Below are 20,519 nucleotides of genomic sequence, written 5' to 3' on the forward strand. Positions count from 1 at the left end.
ACTTTAATTGGCTAGATGGAACTCAGATCAACTCCCACTCTACGGTGAATAGCGTCTGCTCGTTCACGTCCTGCTGAAGCTTGCCTTCCAACTGACTGATCAGCTCATTGCGCTCAGCCTCAATCGCATCCTGGCGGTTGAAAAGCTCGCGCCGCAGCTTCGCGCGCTTGGTTTCAAGCTCCCTTTGCTGCTTCTGCCAGGAGAGCTTCTCTTCCAGCGAGGGGGCACTGGCTGCCGTGCGACGTACTTCCTTGATCTGGCGGTCGATTTCTTTGATCTCGTGCTCAATACCCAGCTTCAGGTCATCGGCCCATGCATCAAGCTTCTGGACTTCTTGCTCGAAGTAACCCAGGTTGCGCTGGTTGATCTCGCGAAGCACAGCAGACATCCGCGTCGCTACGTCTTCACGGAGGTGGGCGACATCTGAGCCAACTTGCGCGGAAGGCTGTGTTCGCGCGGGCAAACGCAGGAGCTTTTCTGGGTCGTCTTCCGCCAGGGGCTGACCGTCTGAGGTGATGGCGGCCACAATCAGGCGCTGCTCTTCGTTTCCGAGGGACTCAACAGTCACAAGCTTCAAGGTCAGCCAGCCGGTCTTGCCACGATAGGGTTTGAGGGTACTGACTTGGATGCCGTGTGCATCGTAGTCAAAGACGAGCCGCGAGCCCGCAAGCACAAGGCCCTTTGCCTTATCTGTCACCCACTCGGCAAGCGGATGGCCGATGCGATAGAGGTGCGAGTCGCCAGAACGGCGAGGCAGCTCATAGCGACCGAGTTCAACGGAATTGAGGGTGTCGGCCGGGAGGCACTGAAGGAAGAAGCCATCTTCATCAAAATGGGCGCACTCCCCCAGCGCCGCCCGCGTTAGTTCGAGCAGCATGTTTTCGTACTTGTTGCGTGCAGCACGGCTATCAGCTGCACGCAGGCGCAGCTTGTCCTGGACTTCTTCATCAAAGTTCTCCAGCAGGATTTGCCGGGTCTTGACCATGGCCTCGTTGATCTCGCCAGACAAGTCACGTTGCAACTGCTCGAAGCTGGACTTGATCGCATCCGGATCACGGCAGTTTTGATAGATGTCCGCGATGCGCCGCTCGAAGTCCACGCCTGAGCCGATGGCCCCTAGCACCTCGTCGCTGGCTCCAAAAACGCCTTCAAACAGCTGAAATTTCTGATCCAGCAGCTCATAGACCCTGGCGTCGGCTTCATTGCTGCGGTCCACGAAGTTGACTACCACCACGTCGAACTTCTGCCCGTAACGGTGACAGCGGCCGATGCGTTGTTCGATGCGTTGTGGGTTCCACGGCAGGTCATAGTTGATGACCAGCGAGCAGAACTGAAGGTTGATACCTTCGGCACCTGCCTCGGTGGCGATCATCACTGTACCGCGCTCTTTGAAATGCTCCACCAGCGCGGCTCGTGTGTCGGCGGTCCTCGAACCCGTGATGCGATCCGTCCCCTCGTGGCGCTTGATCCAATCGGCATATACCGCTTGTGCGCGGGCATCACTATTCGTGCCGTTGAACAAGACGATGCCCTCGCCGTAGGGTGTGTCAGCCAAGAGCGATAGAAGGTATTCCTGGGTGCGCTTAGATTCCGTGAAGATGATGGCCTTTTTGGCTGCGCCGAGTCGATCAAGTTCGGTGAATGCCTTGTACAGGGCGGTCAGCAGCGCCGTCCCCTTGGCGTTCTCTCGGATGTTGGTCGCTAGTGTTTTGAAGTGCTGCAGTTCGGCAATTTCCTGGGCAACCGCATCACGCTGATTGGAGGGGAGCGACGCAGCGGAGCCCTCTTGCCCGTCCCATTCGTCAGCAGTTTCGTCAAGCGACTCATAGTCGTCGTCAAGCACCTCAGCAAGATCAGGGATGTCTGACGACTCGTCGAGTTCACTCTGAAGCCGTTTGGCCATGGTCTCCAGCGCGCCCGCAATGGCGTGGGTCGATGAGGCCAGCAGCTTCCACAGTACCAAGGAGATCAGTTGCCGTTGGCCTTCCGGCAGCGCCTTGAGGTTGGGCCGCCGGAGGTAGTCAGCGACAAGGTTGGACAGCTCTCGTTCCTCGTTCGAGGGGGAGAACTCTTCAACGATGGCCCGCCGTGCTGTGTAGGGCACGTACTGCTGAACCTGGCGGCGCAAAGTGCGTTTGCAGACGGTGGCAAGGCGGGCTCGCAGGGCTGTGAAAGCCTGTTCCCTGGGCTGTGCCGTGAACTGCGAGCGGAAGCTGTCGATGTCACCAAAAACGCGGTCATCGATCATGCTGACTAGGCCATAAAGCTCTAGCAGCGAGTTCTGCAAAGGCGTGGCCGTCAGCAGCACTTTAGAATGCACATGGGCCAGAGCTTCTTTCAGCGTCTTGGCGATCACGTTGCTGGTTTTGTAGACATTGCGCAGGCGGTGCGCTTCGTCGAACACAACCAAGTCCCAATCAACTGCCTTGATGTCGGCTGCCTTCGCCTTTGCGAACTGGTAAGAGCAGATGACAGGGCCGGACGCCCCTTGAAACGGATTCTGGCGGCCCTGTTTGCGCAGGGTGTTGAAGCTCTTGGCCTCTAGGAGGACGCTCTGCAGGTTGAACTTATCTTGCAACTCCTGGTGCCATTGCTTGCGCAGGTTGGCGGGCACGACGATCAGGATGCGGCGGCGGCGCTCGGCCCAGCGCTGAGAGATCACAAGCCCGGCCTCAATGGTTTTGCCGAGCCCCACTTCGTCAGCCAAGATGACTCCGTGCGACAAAGGATTGGCGCAGGCGAAGAGGGCAGCTTCCACTTGATGAGGGTTGAGATCAACCTGGGAATCAACGAGCGTTGATGCTAGAGACTCGACACTGTCTCCGCCGGTGCGTTTTGTAAGTTGCCAAGCATAAAAAAGACTTTGATGTGGCGTTAGAAGCTGCATTTGCTATTTCTCCCCAGCTTCAACACATCCATGCCATTCCTTGAAGCCTTAAAATTTAGAACGGCTGACCTTTTTCGAGAATGACGACCAAAAACCTTCTCGCAATGAAAAAAGGCATGAGGGCGTGCTTTCTAAAAGGCCATACCAACGGAAGATGACTACTAAAATAACATGTTTAAACAAAAAGCTTCGATTCTAAGCGACGTCTAAAGTGCCCATGCATGCAGAGCATGCCCACACAGAAGTTGCAGAAGTCAAACCGGGAGTCAAAGTAAGCTTGGAGTGGCCTTCCGCAAGTTGCGTCGGATGTATCGCGCCAGAGTTATATCGGACTTATGTCCGGTCTGCTGGCGTATCTGCCAAGACTGTTGGCCTTGCTCTGCCGCACTTGTGCAGTAGCCTGCTCGGAGGCTGTGGCCGCTGATGTTCTGTGCATCAACTCCAGTTTGCACCATGGCGGCTTTTACGATGAGCGCCACTGACTGTGGTGTCAGTCCTTGCTTGGCAATGCCGTCGTAACGGTTGACGGACCTAAAAACATGTCCTGTTCTGATGCCTGCTTGCTTGAGCCAGCGCATCAGTGCGGTGACTGGACAGTGACTGCCATTGGCTCTCGGAATGAAGACGGTGCGTCCGTGCTGCTCCTGATCCGTTTTGCTGACTGGCAACTCAATTTCAAGCCCGATAGGTGAGAAGCCCAGATGTTCCACACATACACCAACCAGCTCAGATCGCCGCATGGCCGACGCAAAACCAACCAGCAACAGTGCGGCATCACGGGCTGCTCTAATAGGCATGTGGATTTTCTCAACTGTCTCCACGGCGGTCAGTAGCTCATCTTTTGTCAGTGGCTTCACTTGTCGCTGTTTGGTGCCGAGTGTGCGACGTATGCCTTGCATAACTTGCCTGACGATTTCACTGTGTGCCGGTGATGCGTGCTTGTGATCGACATGTGCTTTGTGGATCGCAGTGATGCGGCGCTCAAGCGTGGCAACCGCCAGACCATCATTGGCAGACTCTGCCAGATACGTGGCCAGCCGTTTCGACGAGCAGGGAACAGCGCCGCCATGTGCCAGGAAGTGCCGTAAGTCCGAGGCGTAGGCGTGCTTGGTGGCACTGGCTTGGCTTGCATTCATATATTCTTGGACAGAGTTTTTATTAAGTAATTTATTTTTCTTGTGATTTTCCCGGGAGAAAATTTTCGTTTTTTTAGTATGTGATTTACCTTCGGCTGAAATGGTAGAACGTTTATTGCTCATGAAAGTTCCAGTTTGGTTATTGATAACGATTGATTATCGATAGTCAGGATTTGAATGGGATTCAGCCAGCTTCAAAGCACGCGCAGATGGGGTACGCCATTGCTACAGGCGCGTCTACTCCTGGTTTTGAGGGATGACTGGGGATTTGAGTCGCTACAACGAACGACTTGCAATTCAGCGTTTTTGCTGAGTTTATGTAGTTGTTCTGTATATATGGCTTAAATAGCCATAAAACCGCTAAAAATACGGTATTTTCTTATATTGTTGATATAATACCATCATGCACGGATAAATATGCATTATTTGTAGTACGGTGCAGCATTATTAGATATTGATGGTTTCAATATGAACGTGCAGAGCTTTAATCCCAATCCTTGTTTTCTCATTGGATTGAATTCGTCGGGCAATCTGGCGTTTCGCCGCCATCACCGCATGCAGATGCTGCAGCGCTTGCTGCCGGTGCTGCTGGGTATGTTGGGCGCGCAGCGACTGGCAGATGTGTCACGCGATTTGGAGCTGCTGTATTGGCCGGTACTGGGTCATTCCCGCAGCCCATGCTTCTTTGAAGTGCCAGCCTTCCTTGGCTCGGCGATGCCTGATCAGCCAATGGAGCCTGCTCTGGTGGTGGAACGCTTGATGGCCGAACCATGTCCACCACTGCCGGTGGATGTGGCGCCAGCGGCTCGTAATCTGGAGAGATTGCGCAAGCACCTGGATTTGTCTTTGGCGCAGTCGCTGCGGCTGCTGTGTGCGTATCTTAACTATGGCGGCGCAGCTTGGCCATGTTTTGAACTGCCTGTCCCGGCCTTGCATGCACTGCTGGCTGCATGGTGGGGTGTTGATCTGGCCGCTGTTGAGGTGGCACTGGATGAGCGGCTGACTCTGCTTGGCTTGCTGGATCGGCATGAGCCATGTGATGCCAATACTGATTTGAAATCGCTGCTGGGCATATGGCCTGCAACGGTTCAAGCACTCAGTCTCAGTCATGCGACAGACGCTGAGCTTTTCGCGGCACTGGAACTGTCGGTGTAGCGCAGCGCTGGTGGCTTGGCCTGTGCTGGCGATATGAAGTCGCTGCCACTTTCTCTTTCTTGATCTCTCGATGGACCGGCAAAGCGGTCCATTTTTTTATCCGTTTTCACGCATGCGGAGGACGTTGCTCGCCCATGTGGGGCGGCGGTGTCGGTGATTCGCACGTGGAGTTCTTGAGTCTGACGATTAACCAAGGAGTACTTCCATGTCAGCAAATTCTTCTCGTTCTGGTACGGCACGCCGCATGACTTTGATGAGCAATGCGCCGCGCTTTGCACTCGGCCAGTTGGTAGCGACACCTGGCGCATTGGAGCTGCTGGAGCAAACCGGCTTCAGTGCATTGGCTTTGGTATCACGCCATGTGCATGGCGATTGGGGTGACTGCTGTGATGAAGACAAAGCCACCAACGAGGCAGCCGTTCGGCAGCGCATGCGCGTGATGAGCGTTTACCGGCTGGTGGATGCTGAAGCACTGCTGCAGACACCACAAGACAAGCGAAGCGGCTTGCCCACCCTGTGGATCATCACCGAAGCTGACCGCTCGGCCACAACGCTACTGCTTCCATCGGAGTATTGATGCGTCCAGGAACGTCTATCTCTGCACCACAAAGTTATGGATTTCAGCGTGTGCATCCCGCATTGCAGACAGGCCATGCGCTGACCGTGCAGCAGCAGCGTCAAGAGCCAGTACGCTGCTTTATGCAGCAATCTATGCTCGATGGCGCTTGCGGAACGCATGTGCTGGCGATGCTCTTGGTGATCTTCGATTTGGCCAAGGCTTCAGCCATGTATGACATGAGCCAACGCAAGTACGGCGTGGCCGCAGCGGTCTGGAATGCATTTGGTCCCAAGTACTTCAGTGGCATCCATGCCAAAGAGTGGGTGGAATTGGTCAAAAGCCTAGAGCTGCCCCTGAAGCTGACTGCCAAGTACGGAGCCAAAGAGCATGTGGATAGACATGCGCTGGACTGGTTGATGCGCGGTGAGCTGGTGGCGGTGGCATTTGCATCGGTCAAACACCAGCGCACCAAGCACTGGGCATTGGCGGTCGGTGTGGAAGGCATGGCTTCTGGATCAAAGCATCAGCCGCAGCGCATCTTGCTGCTGGACCCAGGCGGTGGTGAGCCAAGCTTTCAAGCATTCAATGCACGGCTGCGATTGCCCACCACGGGCCTTGGTAGTCGCAGAGCCAAGCAACTGCATCTACCTGCTGGTGACGCCAAGCCATGGACAGTGTTCTGGCACTACGAATCGGAGTCGTGGTCTGCGGAGCTGGTGCGGCTGCTGGCAGCGGTGCGCGTGCGCAAGTTGCAGTGACCAGCCTATGCCTTGGAACGTTTGACGCGGTGATCGGCACCGACCACCTTGGACGGTGCTGGACTCTTCTCGGCATGTGCTTGGTTGCGGCGGCGCAAAGCACCGCCTTGCGAAGCGGGTGGCAGTGTGTCTGTCACGCCTTCAAAGAGTTGCTCCAGCGTGATGCTCAAGCAATGGCACAGCGTGGCGAGTGTGAGCAGCGATGGATTGATGTGGCCGTTCTCCAGTTTGGAGATACGCGATCGCTCCACTTCAGCATCATGCGCCAGTTGCTCTTGCGACTTTTGCGCCAGCTCTCGGTAGCTGCGCAGCTTGACCCCCAATGCTTTTGTGACGGCATTTGGCAGCTTCACCACTGGCGTGGTGTTCAGTTGCGACGGGGCAGACTCCTTGGCTCTCATGGCCGCTGAGGGTCTGCTAATGTGTCTTTTTAACCAACGTCTTATACGACACATTGCGCTAAGATTTGAGTCGTATAAAACACATACAACAGGAGAGAGGAATGATGAGAAAGACTTTTATAAGTAGCGTCTGTGCGGCTGTGGCCGTGCTTTCTGGGTGCGGCAGCAAGACACCGGCCTGCGCTGATGCACAGACCGTCAGCTTGGTCAAACAGATTTATCAGCAGCAGTTCGACAAGCAGCACAACGCCATGAGTGAAGAGCGTCAGCAGCGAGTGCAGTTCACGGTCAAAGACACGACTGTTGCGCTGGAGAACATCACCACCGATGCCAGCAACGCCAATACTGGCAAAGCCGTGTGCTCGGCACAGCTGGCAACGGTCTTCCCGGAAGATGCTGTGAAAGCAGAGCCGCAGATGGAGCAATACATGCGGGCCATCTATGAAAAGCAAGGCGCAGTGCTGGATGGCACCAAGCTCCGGGGCCAAGTGACATACACCGTGCAGCGCACCGAAGATACCGGAGCATTGCAGGTGGCACTCAACGGCTTCATGCCATTCATGGGCTACTTCCACGACATAGCCATGGATCGCTATGACCGCATGTTGCGTGAACAAGCAGCGGCAAAACAAGCTGCCGAAGCACAGGCAGCCGCGCAACCATCAGCAAGCCAGGCAAAGATGGAGGCAGAGTCCGAAGGCGCATCGTCAGATGCCTGCGCCTGTGGCAACGCCAGTGCCGGCATCACAGCAGCCCCCAGCGGCGGTAAGCCAGCAAGTTCTGCCAGCATTGGCAGCAGCAACACCTAGCCAGAATTCGATAGTGCCAACGCTGTGTTCAGCAGATGAGACGCCAGTGTTTGCATGCTCCACGGGCAAGAAGCGTGTATCGCTGTGTATGAGCGGCAGCGGCAATCAGCTGGCATACCGACTGGCTCCGATCGATGGAGTGCCAGAGATGCTCTATCCGGCCAGCGCAACCGCAGCTAGCCCTGCATTCAAGCAAGGTACGCAAGTTGGAGCCAATGGACAGGCAGTGCCGTATGTGTCGTTTGATAAAGGCATCTACCGTTATGCCGTTTATGGCAGCACGACGACGGCACAAGGTATCTTGGTAGAGCAAAACGGCAAGCGGATTGCAGACCTGCGCTGCCAAGCGGATCGTTTGTCTGAGCTGGGTACATCCAACCTGCAGAGCTTGGGCCTTGTCCAAGATCAACGTCCACTTCTGCTGTCTTGAAATCACGGCGTAAGCCAGTCGGTATCTGATCCGCACGGTGGCACGCACATCAAAGTCGTAGCCGCCGGCAAATAAATGATTTAGTGGAGAGGGAGATAGTTATGCGCAGTGGAAAATTTAGTGCTTGGGGCGTTCTGATATTGGCACTGTCACAGTCGCTGCTGGTTTCAAACGCTGGTGCTCAGCAGAGTCGCCAAGCTCCTGCTTATGACAAAGCACAGGCCCGAACGGTGCTTGACCGCAGCGTCTTCTATTTACCGTTGTTCGGGGCTGTATATCGCGAAAAGTTCACTGCGCTGATACCGCGCCATCCCACAGTGCGTGGACTTGTCATCCACAACCATGGCTGTGGCGGCATGTGGGGATGGGAAACCACGGTGGCGCAGTTCTACTACCGAGAAGGGTTTGCGGTCATAACGCCAGAATTCGTGGCGCGGGACGGCAACAAGCTCGGTTGTCCAGGCGGCTCAACTGAAGAAATGCTCAAGCAAGCCAGCGAGCGGGCACGCGAAGGCGTGTACACAGCAGTCAATCCGGCGCGCTTGGATGCACGCGGCGACGATATTGCAGAAGTCATTCGCTGGTTCAAGACCTTCTCAGACTTGCCCATTATCTTGAGCGGTCACAGCGAGGGCTGCCGCACCACTTACCACTGGGATCGTGCTGATCCCCAAATCGTTGGCGGGGTCTGCCACAAGCAGAGCGTGAACCGACAGTACGAGCATTTATGGAAATGGGACACGCGACTGCCGATGTGGTCATCTATCGAAGACGAAGACTCATGGGCTGGTGGCAGCAAGCAATATCCAGCGGTTGGTTTCACGGATAAATTCAAAGCCCACCCGGAAAACCTTACGGAGTTTCGCTACCACGGCAATAGCCACGATCCATTAGTGCGCCAAGGTGAAAGTCAAAGCTTGGCTACATGGCTCAACCAGCGAGTCACCAAGCCACTGCAGAAAGTGCAAAGTGGATTCAACTACGAAGATGTGTTGCCTGCCGTGCAGGATGCTATAAGCAAGCAACTACGCTGACTCCAAAACTCGATTTTGCGAGCGCTAGCTATTGCAGGGTTCGGTAATCGAAGTGCATTTAGTTAGGAGTAGCGCACCACCTCAAGTTGTAGATGGCTCGGCACAATTCTTGTTGACCAGCAGCAATGGCGCTTGGGTTGCCCTCTGCATGACTCTGGCGGAGAGGTCTGCCCCCGATACGTCTTCATACCTTGCTGGAATCCGTTCTTTGAGGCGTAAGAGTCGCTGATGTGCAGTTCGGGTGAGTTGCCCATAAGTGGTTGCCATCACCTTTCCGCGAAGAACGCTCTCTTCTTTGATTTCTTTTTCTCGAGCAGTCTTTGGTGCAATTTCGTAGCCAACGACAAAAGCCCGGAATATGGGGGTGCCGTCCAATGCTCCGCTGCCAAGAAAATCCTGTATATAACCATCGGCTTGGTTCATCTCATCGCGCCCGATGGTCGACTTCCCCTTCTTGAGTTCGATGATTAATACGTCTTGAATGCGCATCAAGTTGGAGTTCGCTGAATCAAACGTCTCGGTACCCACCACCGAGCAGGTCGCATCAGCAAGCGAGACTATGTCAGGCCTTTGCTTGGAGTTGACAAAAGCAGTGGTTGCGACACGTTTGCTGAATATCTTTGCTGTGGCTGTTCTCAGGCTTACATTGGAGGCATATTCACTGCTATCGAACTCGGGACCAAAGAGCCATCGTGCCTGAGTGACCAGTGGATGAAGTGTATGTAACTCGTCGGTCGCTGGATCGCCACAAAGCTTCTCTATTGCTGTGACAACCGCTAGGCGGTGGTCGATCTCGTCGAGTACAGACAGTGCGTCCCTGACTGTCCATTGACTGAGTAAGCGGTCGAGGCCCTCAATATCCGACTCATCGAGCTTGGTGAGCTTCTCGAGCAGGCCTGCTCCGCCCCTGGATTTCTCCAAATTTATCAAGGCCTGTACGGCAGCGGATAGTGTGTCCGGATTAACTGTCGGATTAGCTTTGACCAAGTCGCGAGCGAAGCTAGCAACTTCAATGCGTCGTAGCTGTGAGAGCCCTTTGAATTCCTCACGATTGCGAACCAAGGCATCCTCAGAACTCTCCTCTACCAAATCCGACGATAGCTTGCTGAAGACCTGTTGTGCGTATTTCTGCACAGCCGCGAAAAGCGCTTCGGCCTTCGTACTGGGCTTGAAGCGTGCCCAATCCGGTTCAATCTCACTGGCCCAGCCATCGTTAGTCTTAACAACGATTGAATAGCGTTTAGCAAATCGCGAACGGCCATCGATCACAGCTTCCGAGCCGACCACCCAACTCGGTGAGCCCACCAGTCGACCATTCACCCAAAAAGCGACCCCTTGATAGATCGTAGATTTAGCTGCTTTGGATGAGTCGACCACGAAGGCCTCAGCAGCGGGGCAACCTGGAATGTTTAGTGCGGTCTGTTCGATTAGTCCTGATTGATCAGCCAGTGATACTGACTGACCATTCACTCGCACTACGAACTGTGGGTCATGGAGAAACCGCGCCGATAAAATATCCCGAATCCGTCCTTCGTCAGGTAGATGCCGTTGAACGACAACCGATAGCCGAGTGCCGTGGCCCTGCCGCAGAAACGTAGTCTCCTTCATAATTTTGAAAGGTGTCTCACTGCTCTGGGTTCCGATCTCGAAGTTGGCTCCTTTTCCTTCGCGCCAAGTCTCAACATCGTAGTGATTGGCGAAGCATAGAAGGCCATGTCTACCGACCCCATTCCGGCCATAGGCTTTACGGCGCCAGTCAGCTCGCTCCGGAGGAAACTCTACATGTACGCCTTGGTGCTTGATCCGGTCGTAGCCTAGCCGCATCCATCGGCCCTTAAACTGGGCAGCACTCATGCCGTGCCCATCGTCTTGAACTACCAAGGCCGTTTCCCCTACGCTTGGCACCGTAATATCTACCAGAGACGCTCCTGCGTCCCATGCGTTGGCGACCAACTCCGTCAGTGCGACCTCTGGGTCATGTGCGATGCGTCCAAGCGTCCGAACAAGATAGTCCTCCTCGAAGAACGAGCCTGTTGATACATCCGCTTTTTTGGGCCTAGCCATGCTCAATTTCTCCAGAGGTGATGATGTTAAAAGCGCTTCGCTGGGCCGTGAAAAGTCAGGCTTCCTGCATTCTTGGCTTGTCAACGTTAGTTGTGCCCACTGAATTTAACTGAATCGCAGTCATGCTTTTAGCTAGCGGCGTTTTGCTTGCAGTGATCGGATCGAAGAGCGGTCTTTGACAGTCAGCCTACCATGGAGAATGGCAGAAGTGGAACGAGTAGAGCAGTTCGCCCGTTGGACGAGTTCGACGGCTGCGTTCGGTAATGCGTGCATCGTTGGCACACAACCGTGTGGTCTTCAATATCAAAGGCCACGACTACCGGCTCATTGTGACCATGGCGTGCAAGATGCAATGGGTTTACGTCAAATTCACAGGTACACACAAACAGCACGACGTGATAGGAGCAGCCACCGTCGATTGAACGAAATGAAGGGAAGTGCCATGGAAATCAGCCCCCTTCGCAGCGAAGCAGATTACAAGGCCATGCTGGCTGAAGTTTCGGCGCTGATTGAACTAGACCCGGATGGCGAATCCCCTGAGGGTGAGCGTCTGGAGGTGTTGGGGCTGCTGGTTGCAGTTTATGAAGCCAAGCACTATCCCATTTCTGCGCAGTCTCCTATCGAGGCCGCAACTCGGAGGTGAAAGTGAACATTTCTGGATGAACTGCGCAGACGACTTGAACGAAAGTCCTTCTGTGGCCGCACGAAGTAGGCCATGCACTTAACTTTAAAGGAGGCTCTATGTCTAAGTCATCTCGCAACAGCGCTCAGGTGTCACGTGGTACCGTCAAGTCGCCAACAACTCCAGCAGCAGTCGCCCGCGTTCAAAGCGCTGTTGCTAAACAAAGTGGGGGAGGGGTTCCGAAAGGTTCATATGTTGGCCGTATGCAGCAGACCCTTGCAAAGACCGCAAATTAATCTAGCCCTTCATCTACTGGAGAACAAAATGTCCCGCCAATCAGACAACGATAACCACGCCAATCAATGCAATCCAAACCACGACGAATATTGGCACTCACGCGGTGAAGATGATCGTCCCGATGACTGGGAAGACCGAATTACTCAGGATGACAACGAAGACTGACTGAGCATCCATGCAGGCCACTCGATAGGTTCCCCCTTCTTGGGGCTTGCATTGTGTAAAAACTCATGTTGCGCGGATTGCTGAGATTCCCACTGTTGGCGACGGTGGTTCCAAAAGAGGTTGTATCTCTCCAGGTCAGGTAGCAAAAACGATTTCCCTTTGTCTCGTACCAGCAAGGTCTGCCAATGAAGAGCGAGCATGACTATCGGAAACGGTAGTCCTGGCCCCTGCCCAGCTTTTTCAAGCGTGAAGTGTTGGCGCATCTGCACCCAGTGGTCATACACAAGATCAAGAGTAAGCTTTGTTGATCCGTCGAAATAGTTGCTTACGTCGCTGTTGCTCAATACTTCCTGCGCGCTAGGTTTGGAGAGAATGCTTGCGAGAACTTGAGGGCTTGGTGCCCCGTCGGGCCATTTTTTGTACCGCATGTAGAACAGCAAGGCGTACAGAAATTCCAGCAGTCGTCGAGACGGACGGAAGATGATGTTTTTTCTTGAAAGTGGTTTACGGCCTTCAAGCAAACCGTCTTGCACCCTTACCATGACAAGAGGAAACAGTGATCGTCTCTGGCGGCCGGAGAAATAGTGACTGTTCCATTCAGCGTCTAGCGTACTAATCATGTCCCAATACAGTGTGTCGCGAACTTTCTCGATAAAAACGGTAGTTTGCGCCCAGTCATTCAGGGTCTGTAGCTCTTTCAATTCCTGCTCTGTCGCGTGTTCAAAACCGGTTTCTCCAGCAATACTGACCGCTGATCCATGTCGCTCAATGTGACTCAGCAAAATCTGCTTGAATTTAGCTAGGTCGTCTTCGTCGCAGGCCGCTACCAGTGCCTCCGTCAAATCATCTATGGTCAACGCCACTGCTTTGCTCATAGGAAGAGGAACCTCTGGCGGAAATTCAAGCTGATGCATCCAACCAGTCCAAGATGCATAATTTCCAGACTTGGTTTTCGGTGCTGTCGCAATCTTTTCGTGAGCGTGAGCAAGTGCTTCGGGGTCTTCGAGGTAATTCGCTAACCACCGTTGCTGATGTTCATCTATCTTTTTCAGGGTGGATGGGCGAATCGTGTCTATGTTGCCCTTGGAGATTCGTGCTTTTGACAGCCCAGTTAGATCATGGATCAGGCTGGGAATGCTCTGATTCCGTCCTTCAGCCAACATATACAAGGGAATCAATGCAAGAGCTTCCAGAGCCAACCTTGTTGATGAAGCCGGTTTGGCCGTAGGTCTATTTTCTGAGCGACGGTTGATTTCCTTGGACAACGTTGACACAGCTTTTGCCTCTCTTATGGGTGGAAAACTGAACTTTGCTTGTGGCGACAAGCGCCAACGAAACAGATTCTTCTGTTTAACGAAAAATCAGTTGCTATTCTTGCTCCAACAGATCAAGCAGCTTCTCCAGAGCTTGGCGCTTCTCAGGCAGGTACTCATAGGCGTTGTAGTGCCGATTCTGAATGCCTGAAATGCCATGCGACTGTAGTCTTCCCCGAATGTCGGAGCTGACACTTGCACTTGCCAGCAGAGTCTCAACCCCGGATCGGATTTGCTTAGCTTGAAAGTCTGCAAGACCGGCTTCGGCTGCAGCAGCTTGCGCCCATGCACTCAGCGTGGTTCCCGTTAAATGAGTCTTTCCGCCATCGCTGGTGAAAGCAAATTCACCGGGCGCACGGCATTGCTCAAGGGCAAGGCGCGCCACGTTGGTGAGAGGAACCACATGTGTACGAGCCCGCTGGCCGGTTCGTCCCTTTGGATCATGCAGAACGATGTGGTCACTATGAATGTCTGCATTGGTGAGTCGCAGCAGTTGAGCTATGCGCTGACCGCCAGTTGCCAAATGAAAACGTAGCAGGGCGCTGCGGTAGTCGTTCTGACTATTGATGTGCTTCCAGTACCTCTGCAGTCCAAAAAAGTTGATGGGATTTTTGTCGGCTTGGTTGCCTTGCGGGTCCGGCGTTGTGTCTGAGACTGGATTGATGGAAATCGCAAAGCTTTTGAAGCTCAGCGGAATGCTGGGATTGGTCTTGGCAGACTTCGCACACTGGAAGGCGGCGCGCATATAGCTTCTCAGCTTGTTCGCACTGCGGCGCTTGCCATCCTGTATCAGTCTGCGCATCACATCAGCAACTTGCTCGGTAGTGATCTGCGATGCTGGCGATCTGGCAAGCTTCGGAAATGCTTCTATGACGTGGAGCCGCAGCACATTCCTTGCCTCTTGGTGAGAGATTTTTCCGAGATTTTGGAGATAGTCACAGTAGGCCAGCAGCAGCTTCTCAAGCGTTTGCTCTTCCAGCTCTTGTGCTCTTTCCCGCGCCTGAGCCAGCTCTTTTTTCTTAGCTTTCTTGAGGCTTTGGTAGCCGCCACCGTCAATGTTGCCAAGATGCTGTGTAGAGAGAACTTCAGCAGCTCTGACGGCAGCACTGAATGAATAGCCGCGTTCTGTTGGCTTGATGCTCTTTGGCGGTGCTGACGTGTCAAACGCGCCGATTGGCTCGCGTAGCTCTTTTCCGTTGTGCTCTGATCGCCAATAGAACATGCCGCTGCCATTTTTGAGCTTGCGAAGCAGCAGTGCTCCGCGTGGACTTATTTTTGCGAGCGTGGCGAATTTTCCGGCAGGTAAAGCTTGAAAAATCTGGCCTGGAGTCTGGGTCGTAGTCATTGAAGGGCGATTCCTGGTTCCGGTTTGGTTCCGGAATTTTCTTCGATGATACTGGATGCTGCTGGATTGCGTTGGAAAATTAAATGTTTAAAATCAACAAGTTATGATAAAATTTAAAATCCAGTGAAATCCAGTATTAGCTAAGCTATCATGACTCATAATCCTTTGGTCGTCGGTTCAAGTCCGCCACGCCCTACCAATGAATTCAACGGGTTACGAGCAATCGTAGCCCGTTTTTGTTGAGGCTCGTCAACCAAGTGTCAACCAGCACAAAGGGTTGAGCTTCACGACTTCTGGCTAGCACCGCTTCGCCAGAAGCCCCAGGGCCGTGATGCTCGCGGCCCCCATGGCAGCCGACCCGTCAGCACCGACTGTGGCGACAGCTGCAGCCCCTCATCCCTGCCTTCGTGCCTTCTGCCCAAGTCGGTGCGCGCAAGCTCGCAGTCAGCGATGAAGCTGCCCTCAACGGCCTCTTGTTCCTGCTTCGAGCCGGTGCTCCATGGCAAGACTTTCCCCCAATCCCTTGGATACGCAGCGGCAGGAGCGCCGCAGATGCCTTGGAGCATTGATACCGGCCATGCGGACCCGCTTGCCTGAACAGGAGCAGATCGATTGGAGCCCGGCCAGCATTGATGGCTCCTCGGCACCCAGCCTCCGGTAGACCAGTAGACAGCCACCACTCCAAGATGTTCGAGAAGTGCGTGGACGCGATTGCTGCGATTGCAGGCCTGCCAGGACGAGCTCGTAGAAGGCCCGCCAGGCTGCAGGTCGATTCAAGCGATGCCGAGCTCACCTGAGACCAGGGTGCATCGTCAGCCGCATCGCCAGACGGTGGTTGGAGGCGGCGAGCGGCTGGGCAAGCACCGCTGCGTGGTGGAGTGGACGACGGCTGGATATCCACCCGGGGTTGCTGAAATGGGCGGCAGCAGATCATCTGCGCACGCTTCGTGGATCGGTGGGGTTAGCCACTCTTTGTCTATGCAGTGCCGCCCGTTTGTCGTCGACCAGTTCGTCGCACTGCGCCAGGCGGACTAGCTTTTGTGCGCCAGAATGCCAAAAATTGGTGCTTGCGCGAATGCAACTGTGTCACCAACAGTGGTGAGTGGTCATCTGGAATTTCGGTAAGCGTACGTCGGGCGCTCGCACAGCGGGCGTTGAGCCAGTGCCGGCACCTGCAGCCACACAAGATGCTCAAGAAAAGGCCGCGACTGCTGCTCTATCTCTATCGGCTTTGATTCATCCGCTGCACGAGGGAGGTGATGTAGACCGTGAAGATTGGGAAGATCGTCATTCCACAGGTCGCCAGCAGCGCAGTGCAGACTTTGCCCAGCGTTGTCTCGGGAACGATGTTCGAGCCTACGGTGGTGACCGTCATGGAAGCCCACCACAGCGCGTCATAGTAGGTCTTTACCAAGGGGTTCACTCCGTTTTCAAAAACAAAAAAGATCAGCGTCTGGAAGTAAACCACAGAGAAAAAACTCACCAGGTACGCGACAAAGAGCCCCGTGATCTTGTTGGCGACCACCATTTTGACGAGTACCACCAGCGCAGCTCCTCCACGCATGATGGGCAGAAACTTCAGCACATACAGCACTTCCGCCGAGAACGACAGTGAAAACAGCTGGATCAGGCTCAGATAAGGAATCGACAGCAGCACCAGCAGAAAGTGGCGCAAGAGAAAACGCATCTTTTTGGGTGCCAACAGCATCAGCAAAAAGAAATCGATCAGAAAGTACAGACAGACCCACAGCTGGATGCGTTCATAGACTGTGCCCTCTACAAAGACCTGAGCGGAGAACGCCTCCAGTGAAATGCTGACGATCAGCAGCAACGCTGCGCACATGCTTAGAACGCTCAACACGTGAGCAAACGTGAAACGCCAGCCGCTCTCAGGTGATACGGGGAGTACTTTCGATTCTGAAACTGAAGATGTCACCACATCAGACCTTGATAACGGAAAACCCAAACATCGGTGCAGCCATGAACTTGGTAAATGTTACGGCTTGAAAGCTACCCGGCATCCTGGGGCCGGTATCGGGTCGTCCCGAGCTGCAGTGGTTTCGCTCAATGCCTGTTGGAGGCCTTCGGTTCTTGCAAACGACGGCACACCCAAGCCAGTTCCCACATCGTCATCATCACTCGCAGCTTCCAGTGCTCCGAGGAACGTTTCGACTGTAGCCAAGCACGGTTTGACTTGGCAAGCCCAAGCTGGCAGTTATTTCACAGGCGACTCAAACAGGACGCTGGCTTGCAGATATGCACACTCGGAAGGTCAGAAGGCGGATCCCCGGGAAACTCCATGGTGCAGCCCGACCGAGGCGCGCCATGATCGTCCAGAGAGAGTGTTGCGTGCGCACTGCGGATTGCTTTTGTCTTGCCGGGCTGCGAGCTTGCGGCCAAGACTTGCTGGGCAGACCCCATGGTGCGCAGCGAGACTGACCGGGGCGCAGACTGATGCGTACCCTGCCTGCGCCAGTGCCCGATATGCCTTGTGCAACTGGATGACCCATTCCGTGACCAGTAGCTTGCTCGCACGCTCCACCTCACAAGACACCAGAGCCGCAAGCGGGCCGCGCTGGCGATGTGCACCAGTTCCTGTGCCGCATCGTGGCTTTGCGACACAGTCTGCAATCCTTGGTCGGCTGAGAACGAGTCGCCAAGTGCATCCACAGCCTCATAGACCAGATGATTGACAGACGGGATCAGGGCTGGTGCGGGGACCTTGGTCGGTGCAGAACTACACAGGCCTTCGAAAAGATCGGACGTACCCCAGCTACTGCCTCAAGTACAAAGTAAACGAACTCTGCGGGGATATTGATATCCATCTCGACTTCTGACCAGAACAGCACAACGAACGCAACAGCCATTCAGAACCTGAATAGTGCGGTATCGGTGGGCGCCCAGGAACATCACGGAATACACACGGCAGGAGTGTCGTGGTGAATTTGTTAGCACAGAAGCGCACATAAAACTCAAGTTGGTGTTTTTTGTGTCGTTAACAAATGTGAAGAGACTTTTCTTCAAACGTTTCCTGAAAGTGGAGTAGCTATGAAAATCTGTCTATCAGTACTTGCTGTTGCGCTTCAAATGTGTGTTCCTTCTGTGACACAAGCAGCCACTGGAACCATCAAATTGGTCGGCTCGATTGTGGTGGCCCCGCACTGTCAAGCCTCCAGCCTTGGCGCAGGGCCGTTGATCAGTTGCACCAAACCTGCAAGCAAGTCTTTGCCTGACACCCCAAACATAGTCAGGACAAGCGTGACCGAAATACGATCATTGGCGGCCGCTGAGAAAGGGACCAAGCATCAGCTTCGTCTTTTGACAGTTGAATATCTGTAGTCAAGCCAATTCGTTCAGACATGGACTGCCCCTAGGCAGGTAGTCCATGAGCTGGAACCGCATCGGTTTGCAGGGGCAGTGAGAGAGGGAGCGGGCAGATTCATTGACGCTGTCAGAGGTCCCTGCCTTGCTGGCGCAGCGCTGGTGGCGTTCAGTTATTTCCACGAAATCGCTTGCTGCCTGATTTGAAAATGAGGCTCTCCCAGAGCTTGCGAACGCAGCAGAGCTTGCCTGCAGAGTTGATTTGTTCCAAAACCTGCTCGGGTTTGATGTGCCGCAGCAAGCGAGCAATTCGTTTGTCCTGCACCCAGGTGGTCGCTGAACCTGCAAACCGCCTGCGGGCACCGAAGGCGGTTCATGGGAGAGCCAATCTATCAACCACCCGAACCAGCTCTGCCAGGGTCCTGACCTGTAGCTTGCGCATCGCCTGGGCGCGGCGCACTTTGATGGTGATCTCGCTCACGCCCAATTCGGCAGCGACTTGCTTGTTCAGCAGCCCGGCGGTTACTCTGCGCACGACATCCTGCTCACCGGCGGTAAGACTGTCCCATTGCGCCTGCAGCGATTGCCTGCTCAGGGTTTGGGCTTGGCGGCAGCGTCCCAGCGCAATTCCCTGATGTATCGCATCCAGCAGCTCCTGCTCACGGAATGGCTTGGTCAGAAACTCGATGGCACCGCTCTTCATGGCTTGCACGCTCATGGGGATGTCGCCATGACCGGTGACAAAGATCACCGGCAGCCCTATGCCAAGGTCTTGCATCTGTCGCTGAAATTCCAAGCCGCTTTGGCCCGGCATGCGGATGTCCAGGACCAAGCATGCGGGGCGCTCCTGAGGGATGCGGTGCCAGTGTGCGATGAACTCGGCGGTAGAGCTAAAACCCAGGACGTCCAACCCGACGGAGGCGAGCAGATCTTCAATGGCGGTGCGTACCGAGCTGTCGTCGTCCACTACATAGACCATGGCGGTGGGTTTAGGGGTAGAGGGGATGCTGCTCATGGTCGGGAGCCCGTTGTTGCGGGCAGGCTGATATGAAACTGCGTGCCAGGCAGACCATCGTCTCGAGGTTCTGCCCAGATGCGGCCCCCATGGGCCTCGATCATATTGCGGCTGATGGTAAGCCCCAGTCCCATGCCATCTGATTTGGTGGTCCAGAAGGCATCGAATAAATGAGCCTGGACGGCGGGCGACAGACCGCTGCCACAGTCGGTGACCGTCAACTGCAGCTGTTGCTCGTCCAGGCGGCGTGCAGTGATGGTGATTTCAGCTTGCCGGTGTTCGGCCGTTATGGCCTCGATGGCGTTGAGCAGCAGATTGCCCACCACCTGCTGAATCTGTATGCGGTCGGCCCATGCCTCGGGCAGGTTGGGGGCAAATTCCCAGCGCAATCCAATGCCGCGTTTTTCCAGCACGCCCTGCGACAGCTGCGCCATTTCGCATACCGCATCTTCCAGCACAAAGCGCTGTCGCTGTGGGGCTTCGCCACCCGCCAAGCCGCGGATACGGGTGATGACATTGCTGGCGCGCTCGGCGTCGGCCTGAATTCGCAGCAGTGCTTGGTTGGCCTTCTCCAGCTGGGGAGGCTGTTGGCCCAGCCAGCGTTGGCCGGCCTGGCTGCTCGTGACAATGGCCGCCAGCGGCTGGTTGACTTCATGCGCAATGGAGGCCGTCAGTTCCCCCAGGCTGGTGGTCCGCGCAATGTGCAGCAACCGGGTCTGGGCCGCATGGGCTGCGGCCTGGGCTGCCACCATCTTCAGTCCCAGGTAGGCGGTGATGGCAATGGCGAGAACGCTGATCCCGGAGTTGACCAGTCCCACCCGGTACATCCCCGTGGGTGTGAGAACAAAGCTGACTACGGTCAGCACAATGCACAGCACTGTCAGCACCACCACGGTACGTGGAGTGAACCAGCGCACGGCCATCAGGATGACGGCGGTGTAGAAAACGGCTGCGGCTACCGCATATTCCGTCATGGTGTCGGCCACAAAAATGGCTGTCATGACCATTCCCAGCACCAAGGCGATCAGGCTGCGACGCAGCGACAGGGATTGGGGCAGTTGCGACATCATCAAGACAGTCAATGTGACAAGGCAAAAATGGCCGGGATACCTATATGGTAGATGAGTGGTCGGCAGCGCTTGTTTGCGCCATCGCATCGGTTAAGGGGGGAGCGTAAAAATGCAGCCAGCTCAGCCAGTGAGTAGGGC

General features: G+C 54.9%; 17 protein-coding genes and 1 pseudogene. 9 read left to right on the forward strand and 9 right to left on the reverse strand.

What is annotated here, in order from left to right:
* Positions 1–22: 22 nt before the first annotated feature.
* Entirely contained in the window at positions 23–2,887 is a 2,865-nt protein-coding gene (locus O987_RS04480) for an SNF2-related protein (protein WP_043370964.1), read from the reverse strand.
* Between the two features lie 266 nt (positions 2,888–3,153).
* Positions 3,154–4,146: a site-specific integrase gene (locus tag O987_RS04485; protein WP_043370966.1), complete on the reverse strand. Its 993-nt coding sequence runs from the start codon at positions 4,144–4,146 to the stop codon at positions 3,154–3,156.
* A 345-nt stretch (positions 4,147–4,491) separates the two neighbouring features.
* Here O987_RS04485 and O987_RS04490 point away from each other — a divergent pair, with 345 nt between their 5' ends.
* From O987_RS04490 to O987_RS04500, 3 genes are all read left to right on the forward strand, one after another.
* Entirely contained in the window at positions 4,492–5,178 is a 687-nt protein-coding gene (locus O987_RS04490) for a hypothetical protein (protein WP_043370967.1), read from the forward strand.
* Between the two features lie 244 nt (positions 5,179–5,422).
* Entirely contained in the window at positions 5,423–5,755 is a 333-nt protein-coding gene (locus tag O987_RS04495) for a hypothetical protein (RefSeq protein WP_043370968.1), read from the forward strand.
* A 122-nt stretch (positions 5,756–5,877) separates the two neighbouring features.
* Positions 5,878–6,495: a hypothetical protein gene (locus tag O987_RS04500; protein ID WP_235214245.1), complete on the forward strand. Its 618-nt coding sequence runs from the start codon at positions 5,878–5,880 to the stop codon at positions 6,493–6,495.
* 5 nt (positions 6,496–6,500) lie between these two features.
* Here O987_RS04500 and O987_RS04505 read toward each other — a convergent pair whose 3' ends face one another.
* A complete protein-coding gene (locus tag O987_RS04505) occupies positions 6,501–6,896 on the reverse strand; it encodes a helix-turn-helix domain-containing protein (RefSeq protein ID WP_043370970.1) in 396 nt (131 codons plus the stop codon).
* Between the two features lie 101 nt (positions 6,897–6,997).
* On the opposite strand from O987_RS04505, the gene O987_RS29340 reads away from it, so the two are divergent.
* The 3 genes from O987_RS29340 to O987_RS04520 all read left to right on the forward strand — a co-directional run bounded on the left by O987_RS29340 (position 6,998) and on the right by O987_RS04520 (position 9,169).
* A complete protein-coding gene (locus tag O987_RS29340; protein ID WP_235214246.1) occupies positions 6,998–7,705 on the forward strand; it encodes a hypothetical protein in 708 nt (235 codons plus the stop codon).
* A gap of 46 nt (positions 7,706–7,751) precedes the next feature.
* Positions 7,752–8,135, forward strand: coding sequence for a hypothetical protein (locus tag O987_RS29345; RefSeq protein ID WP_235214247.1), 384 nt, complete (start codon positions 7,752–7,754; stop codon positions 8,133–8,135).
* A gap of 101 nt (positions 8,136–8,236) precedes the next feature.
* The gene (locus tag O987_RS04520; RefSeq protein ID WP_043376092.1) at positions 8,237–9,169 is read left to right on the forward strand and encodes a hypothetical protein; all 933 of its coding nucleotides are present in this window, start codon (positions 8,237–8,239) and stop codon (positions 9,167–9,169) included.
* An 81-nt stretch (positions 9,170–9,250) separates the two neighbouring features.
* On the opposite strand, the gene O987_RS04525 is transcribed toward O987_RS04520, so the two are convergent.
* Positions 9,251–11,233 carry an ATP-binding protein gene (locus O987_RS04525; protein ID WP_051962114.1) on the reverse strand — a complete coding sequence of 661 codons (1,983 nt, stop codon included), beginning with the start codon at positions 11,231–11,233 and terminating at the stop codon, positions 9,251–9,253.
* 263 nt (positions 11,234–11,496) lie between these two features.
* Between O987_RS04525 and O987_RS27720 the strand changes: the two genes are divergently transcribed.
* Both O987_RS27720 and O987_RS04535 read left to right on the forward strand, forming a co-directional pair.
* Complete coding sequence (locus O987_RS27720; RefSeq protein WP_235214248.1) at positions 11,497–11,655, forward strand: type II toxin-antitoxin system HigB family toxin; 159 nt, start codon at positions 11,497–11,499, stop codon at positions 11,653–11,655.
* A gap of 20 nt (positions 11,656–11,675) precedes the next feature.
* Entirely contained in the window at positions 11,676–11,876 is a 201-nt protein-coding gene (locus tag O987_RS04535) for a hypothetical protein (RefSeq protein ID WP_144244889.1), read from the forward strand.
* 419 nt (positions 11,877–12,295) lie between these two features.
* On the opposite strand, the gene O987_RS04540 is transcribed toward O987_RS04535, so the two are convergent.
* Both O987_RS04540 and O987_RS04545 read right to left on the reverse strand, forming a co-directional pair.
* Positions 12,296–13,582, reverse strand: coding sequence for a hypothetical protein (locus O987_RS04540; RefSeq protein ID WP_144244890.1), 1,287 nt, complete (start codon positions 13,580–13,582; stop codon positions 12,296–12,298).
* A gap of 103 nt (positions 13,583–13,685) precedes the next feature.
* Complete coding sequence (locus tag O987_RS04545) at positions 13,686–14,975, reverse strand: tyrosine-type recombinase/integrase (protein WP_235214249.1); 1,290 nt, start codon at positions 14,973–14,975, stop codon at positions 13,686–13,688.
* Positions 14,976–15,306: 331 nt separating this feature from the next.
* Here O987_RS04545 and O987_RS29180 point away from each other — a divergent pair.
* A pseudogene (locus O987_RS29180) lies at positions 15,307–15,940 on the forward strand (IS5/IS1182 family transposase).
* Positions 15,941–16,197: 257 nt separating this feature from the next.
* Here O987_RS29180 and O987_RS04555 read toward each other — a convergent pair.
* The 3 genes from O987_RS04555 to O987_RS04565 all read right to left on the reverse strand — a co-directional run bounded on the left by O987_RS04555 (position 16,198) and on the right by O987_RS04565 (position 20,381).
* Positions 16,198–16,806: an ion channel gene (locus O987_RS04555; RefSeq protein WP_232536079.1), complete on the reverse strand. Its 609-nt coding sequence runs from the start codon at positions 16,804–16,806 to the stop codon at positions 16,198–16,200.
* Positions 16,807–18,669: 1,863 nt separating this feature from the next.
* Positions 18,670–19,311 (reverse strand): response regulator transcription factor, encoded by a 642-nt coding sequence (locus tag O987_RS04560; RefSeq protein ID WP_003058337.1) that lies wholly within the window; start codon positions 19,309–19,311, stop codon positions 18,670–18,672.
* A complete protein-coding gene (locus O987_RS04565; RefSeq protein WP_043370977.1) occupies positions 19,308–20,381 on the reverse strand; it encodes a sensor histidine kinase in 1,074 nt (357 codons plus the stop codon). The genes O987_RS04560 and O987_RS04565 overlap by 4 nt, the downstream gene beginning before the upstream one ends.
* Between the last annotated feature and the right edge of the window lie 138 nt (positions 20,382–20,519).

The organism is Comamonas testosteroni TK102 (genome assembly GCF_000739375.1).
Taxonomy (GTDB): domain Bacteria; phylum Pseudomonadota; class Gammaproteobacteria; order Burkholderiales; family Burkholderiaceae_C; genus Comamonas; species Comamonas brasiliensis.

Coding starts and splice junctions, on each gene's coding strand:
- O987_RS04480 (WP_043370964.1), bottom strand. CDS start 2,887: ATGCAGCTTCTAACGCCACATCAAAGTCTTTTTTATGCTTGGCAACTT.
- O987_RS04485 (WP_043370966.1), bottom strand. CDS start 4,146: ATGAGCAATAAACGTTCTACCATTTCAGCCGAAGGTAAATCACATACT.
- O987_RS04490 (WP_043370967.1), top strand. CDS start 4,492: ATGAACGTGCAGAGCTTTAATCCCAATCCTTGTTTTCTCATTGGATTG.
- O987_RS04495 (WP_043370968.1), top strand. CDS start 5,423: ATGACTTTGATGAGCAATGCGCCGCGCTTTGCACTCGGCCAGTTGGTA.
- O987_RS04500 (WP_235214245.1), top strand. CDS start 5,878: ATGCAGCAATCTATGCTCGATGGCGCTTGCGGAACGCATGTGCTGGCG.
- O987_RS04505 (WP_043370970.1), bottom strand. CDS start 6,896: ATGAGAGCCAAGGAGTCTGCCCCGTCGCAACTGAACACCACGCCAGTG.
- O987_RS29340 (WP_235214246.1), top strand. CDS start 6,998: ATGATGAGAAAGACTTTTATAAGTAGCGTCTGTGCGGCTGTGGCCGTG.
- O987_RS04520 (WP_043376092.1), top strand. CDS start 8,237: ATGCGCAGTGGAAAATTTAGTGCTTGGGGCGTTCTGATATTGGCACTG.
- O987_RS04525 (WP_051962114.1), bottom strand. CDS start 11,233: ATGGCTAGGCCCAAAAAAGCGGATGTATCAACAGGCTCGTTCTTCGAG.
- O987_RS27720 (WP_235214248.1), top strand. CDS start 11,497: ATGCGTGCATCGTTGGCACACAACCGTGTGGTCTTCAATATCAAAGGC.
- O987_RS04535 (WP_144244889.1), top strand. CDS start 11,676: ATGGAAATCAGCCCCCTTCGCAGCGAAGCAGATTACAAGGCCATGCTG.
- O987_RS04545 (WP_235214249.1), bottom strand. CDS start 14,975: ATGACTACGACCCAGACTCCAGGCCAGATTTTTCAAGCTTTACCTGCC.
- O987_RS04560 (WP_003058337.1), bottom strand. CDS start 19,311: ATGAGCAGCATCCCCTCTACCCCTAAACCCACCGCCATGGTCTATGTA.
- O987_RS04565 (WP_043370977.1), bottom strand. CDS start 20,381: ATGATGTCGCAACTGCCCCAATCCCTGTCGCTGCGTCGCAGCCTGATC.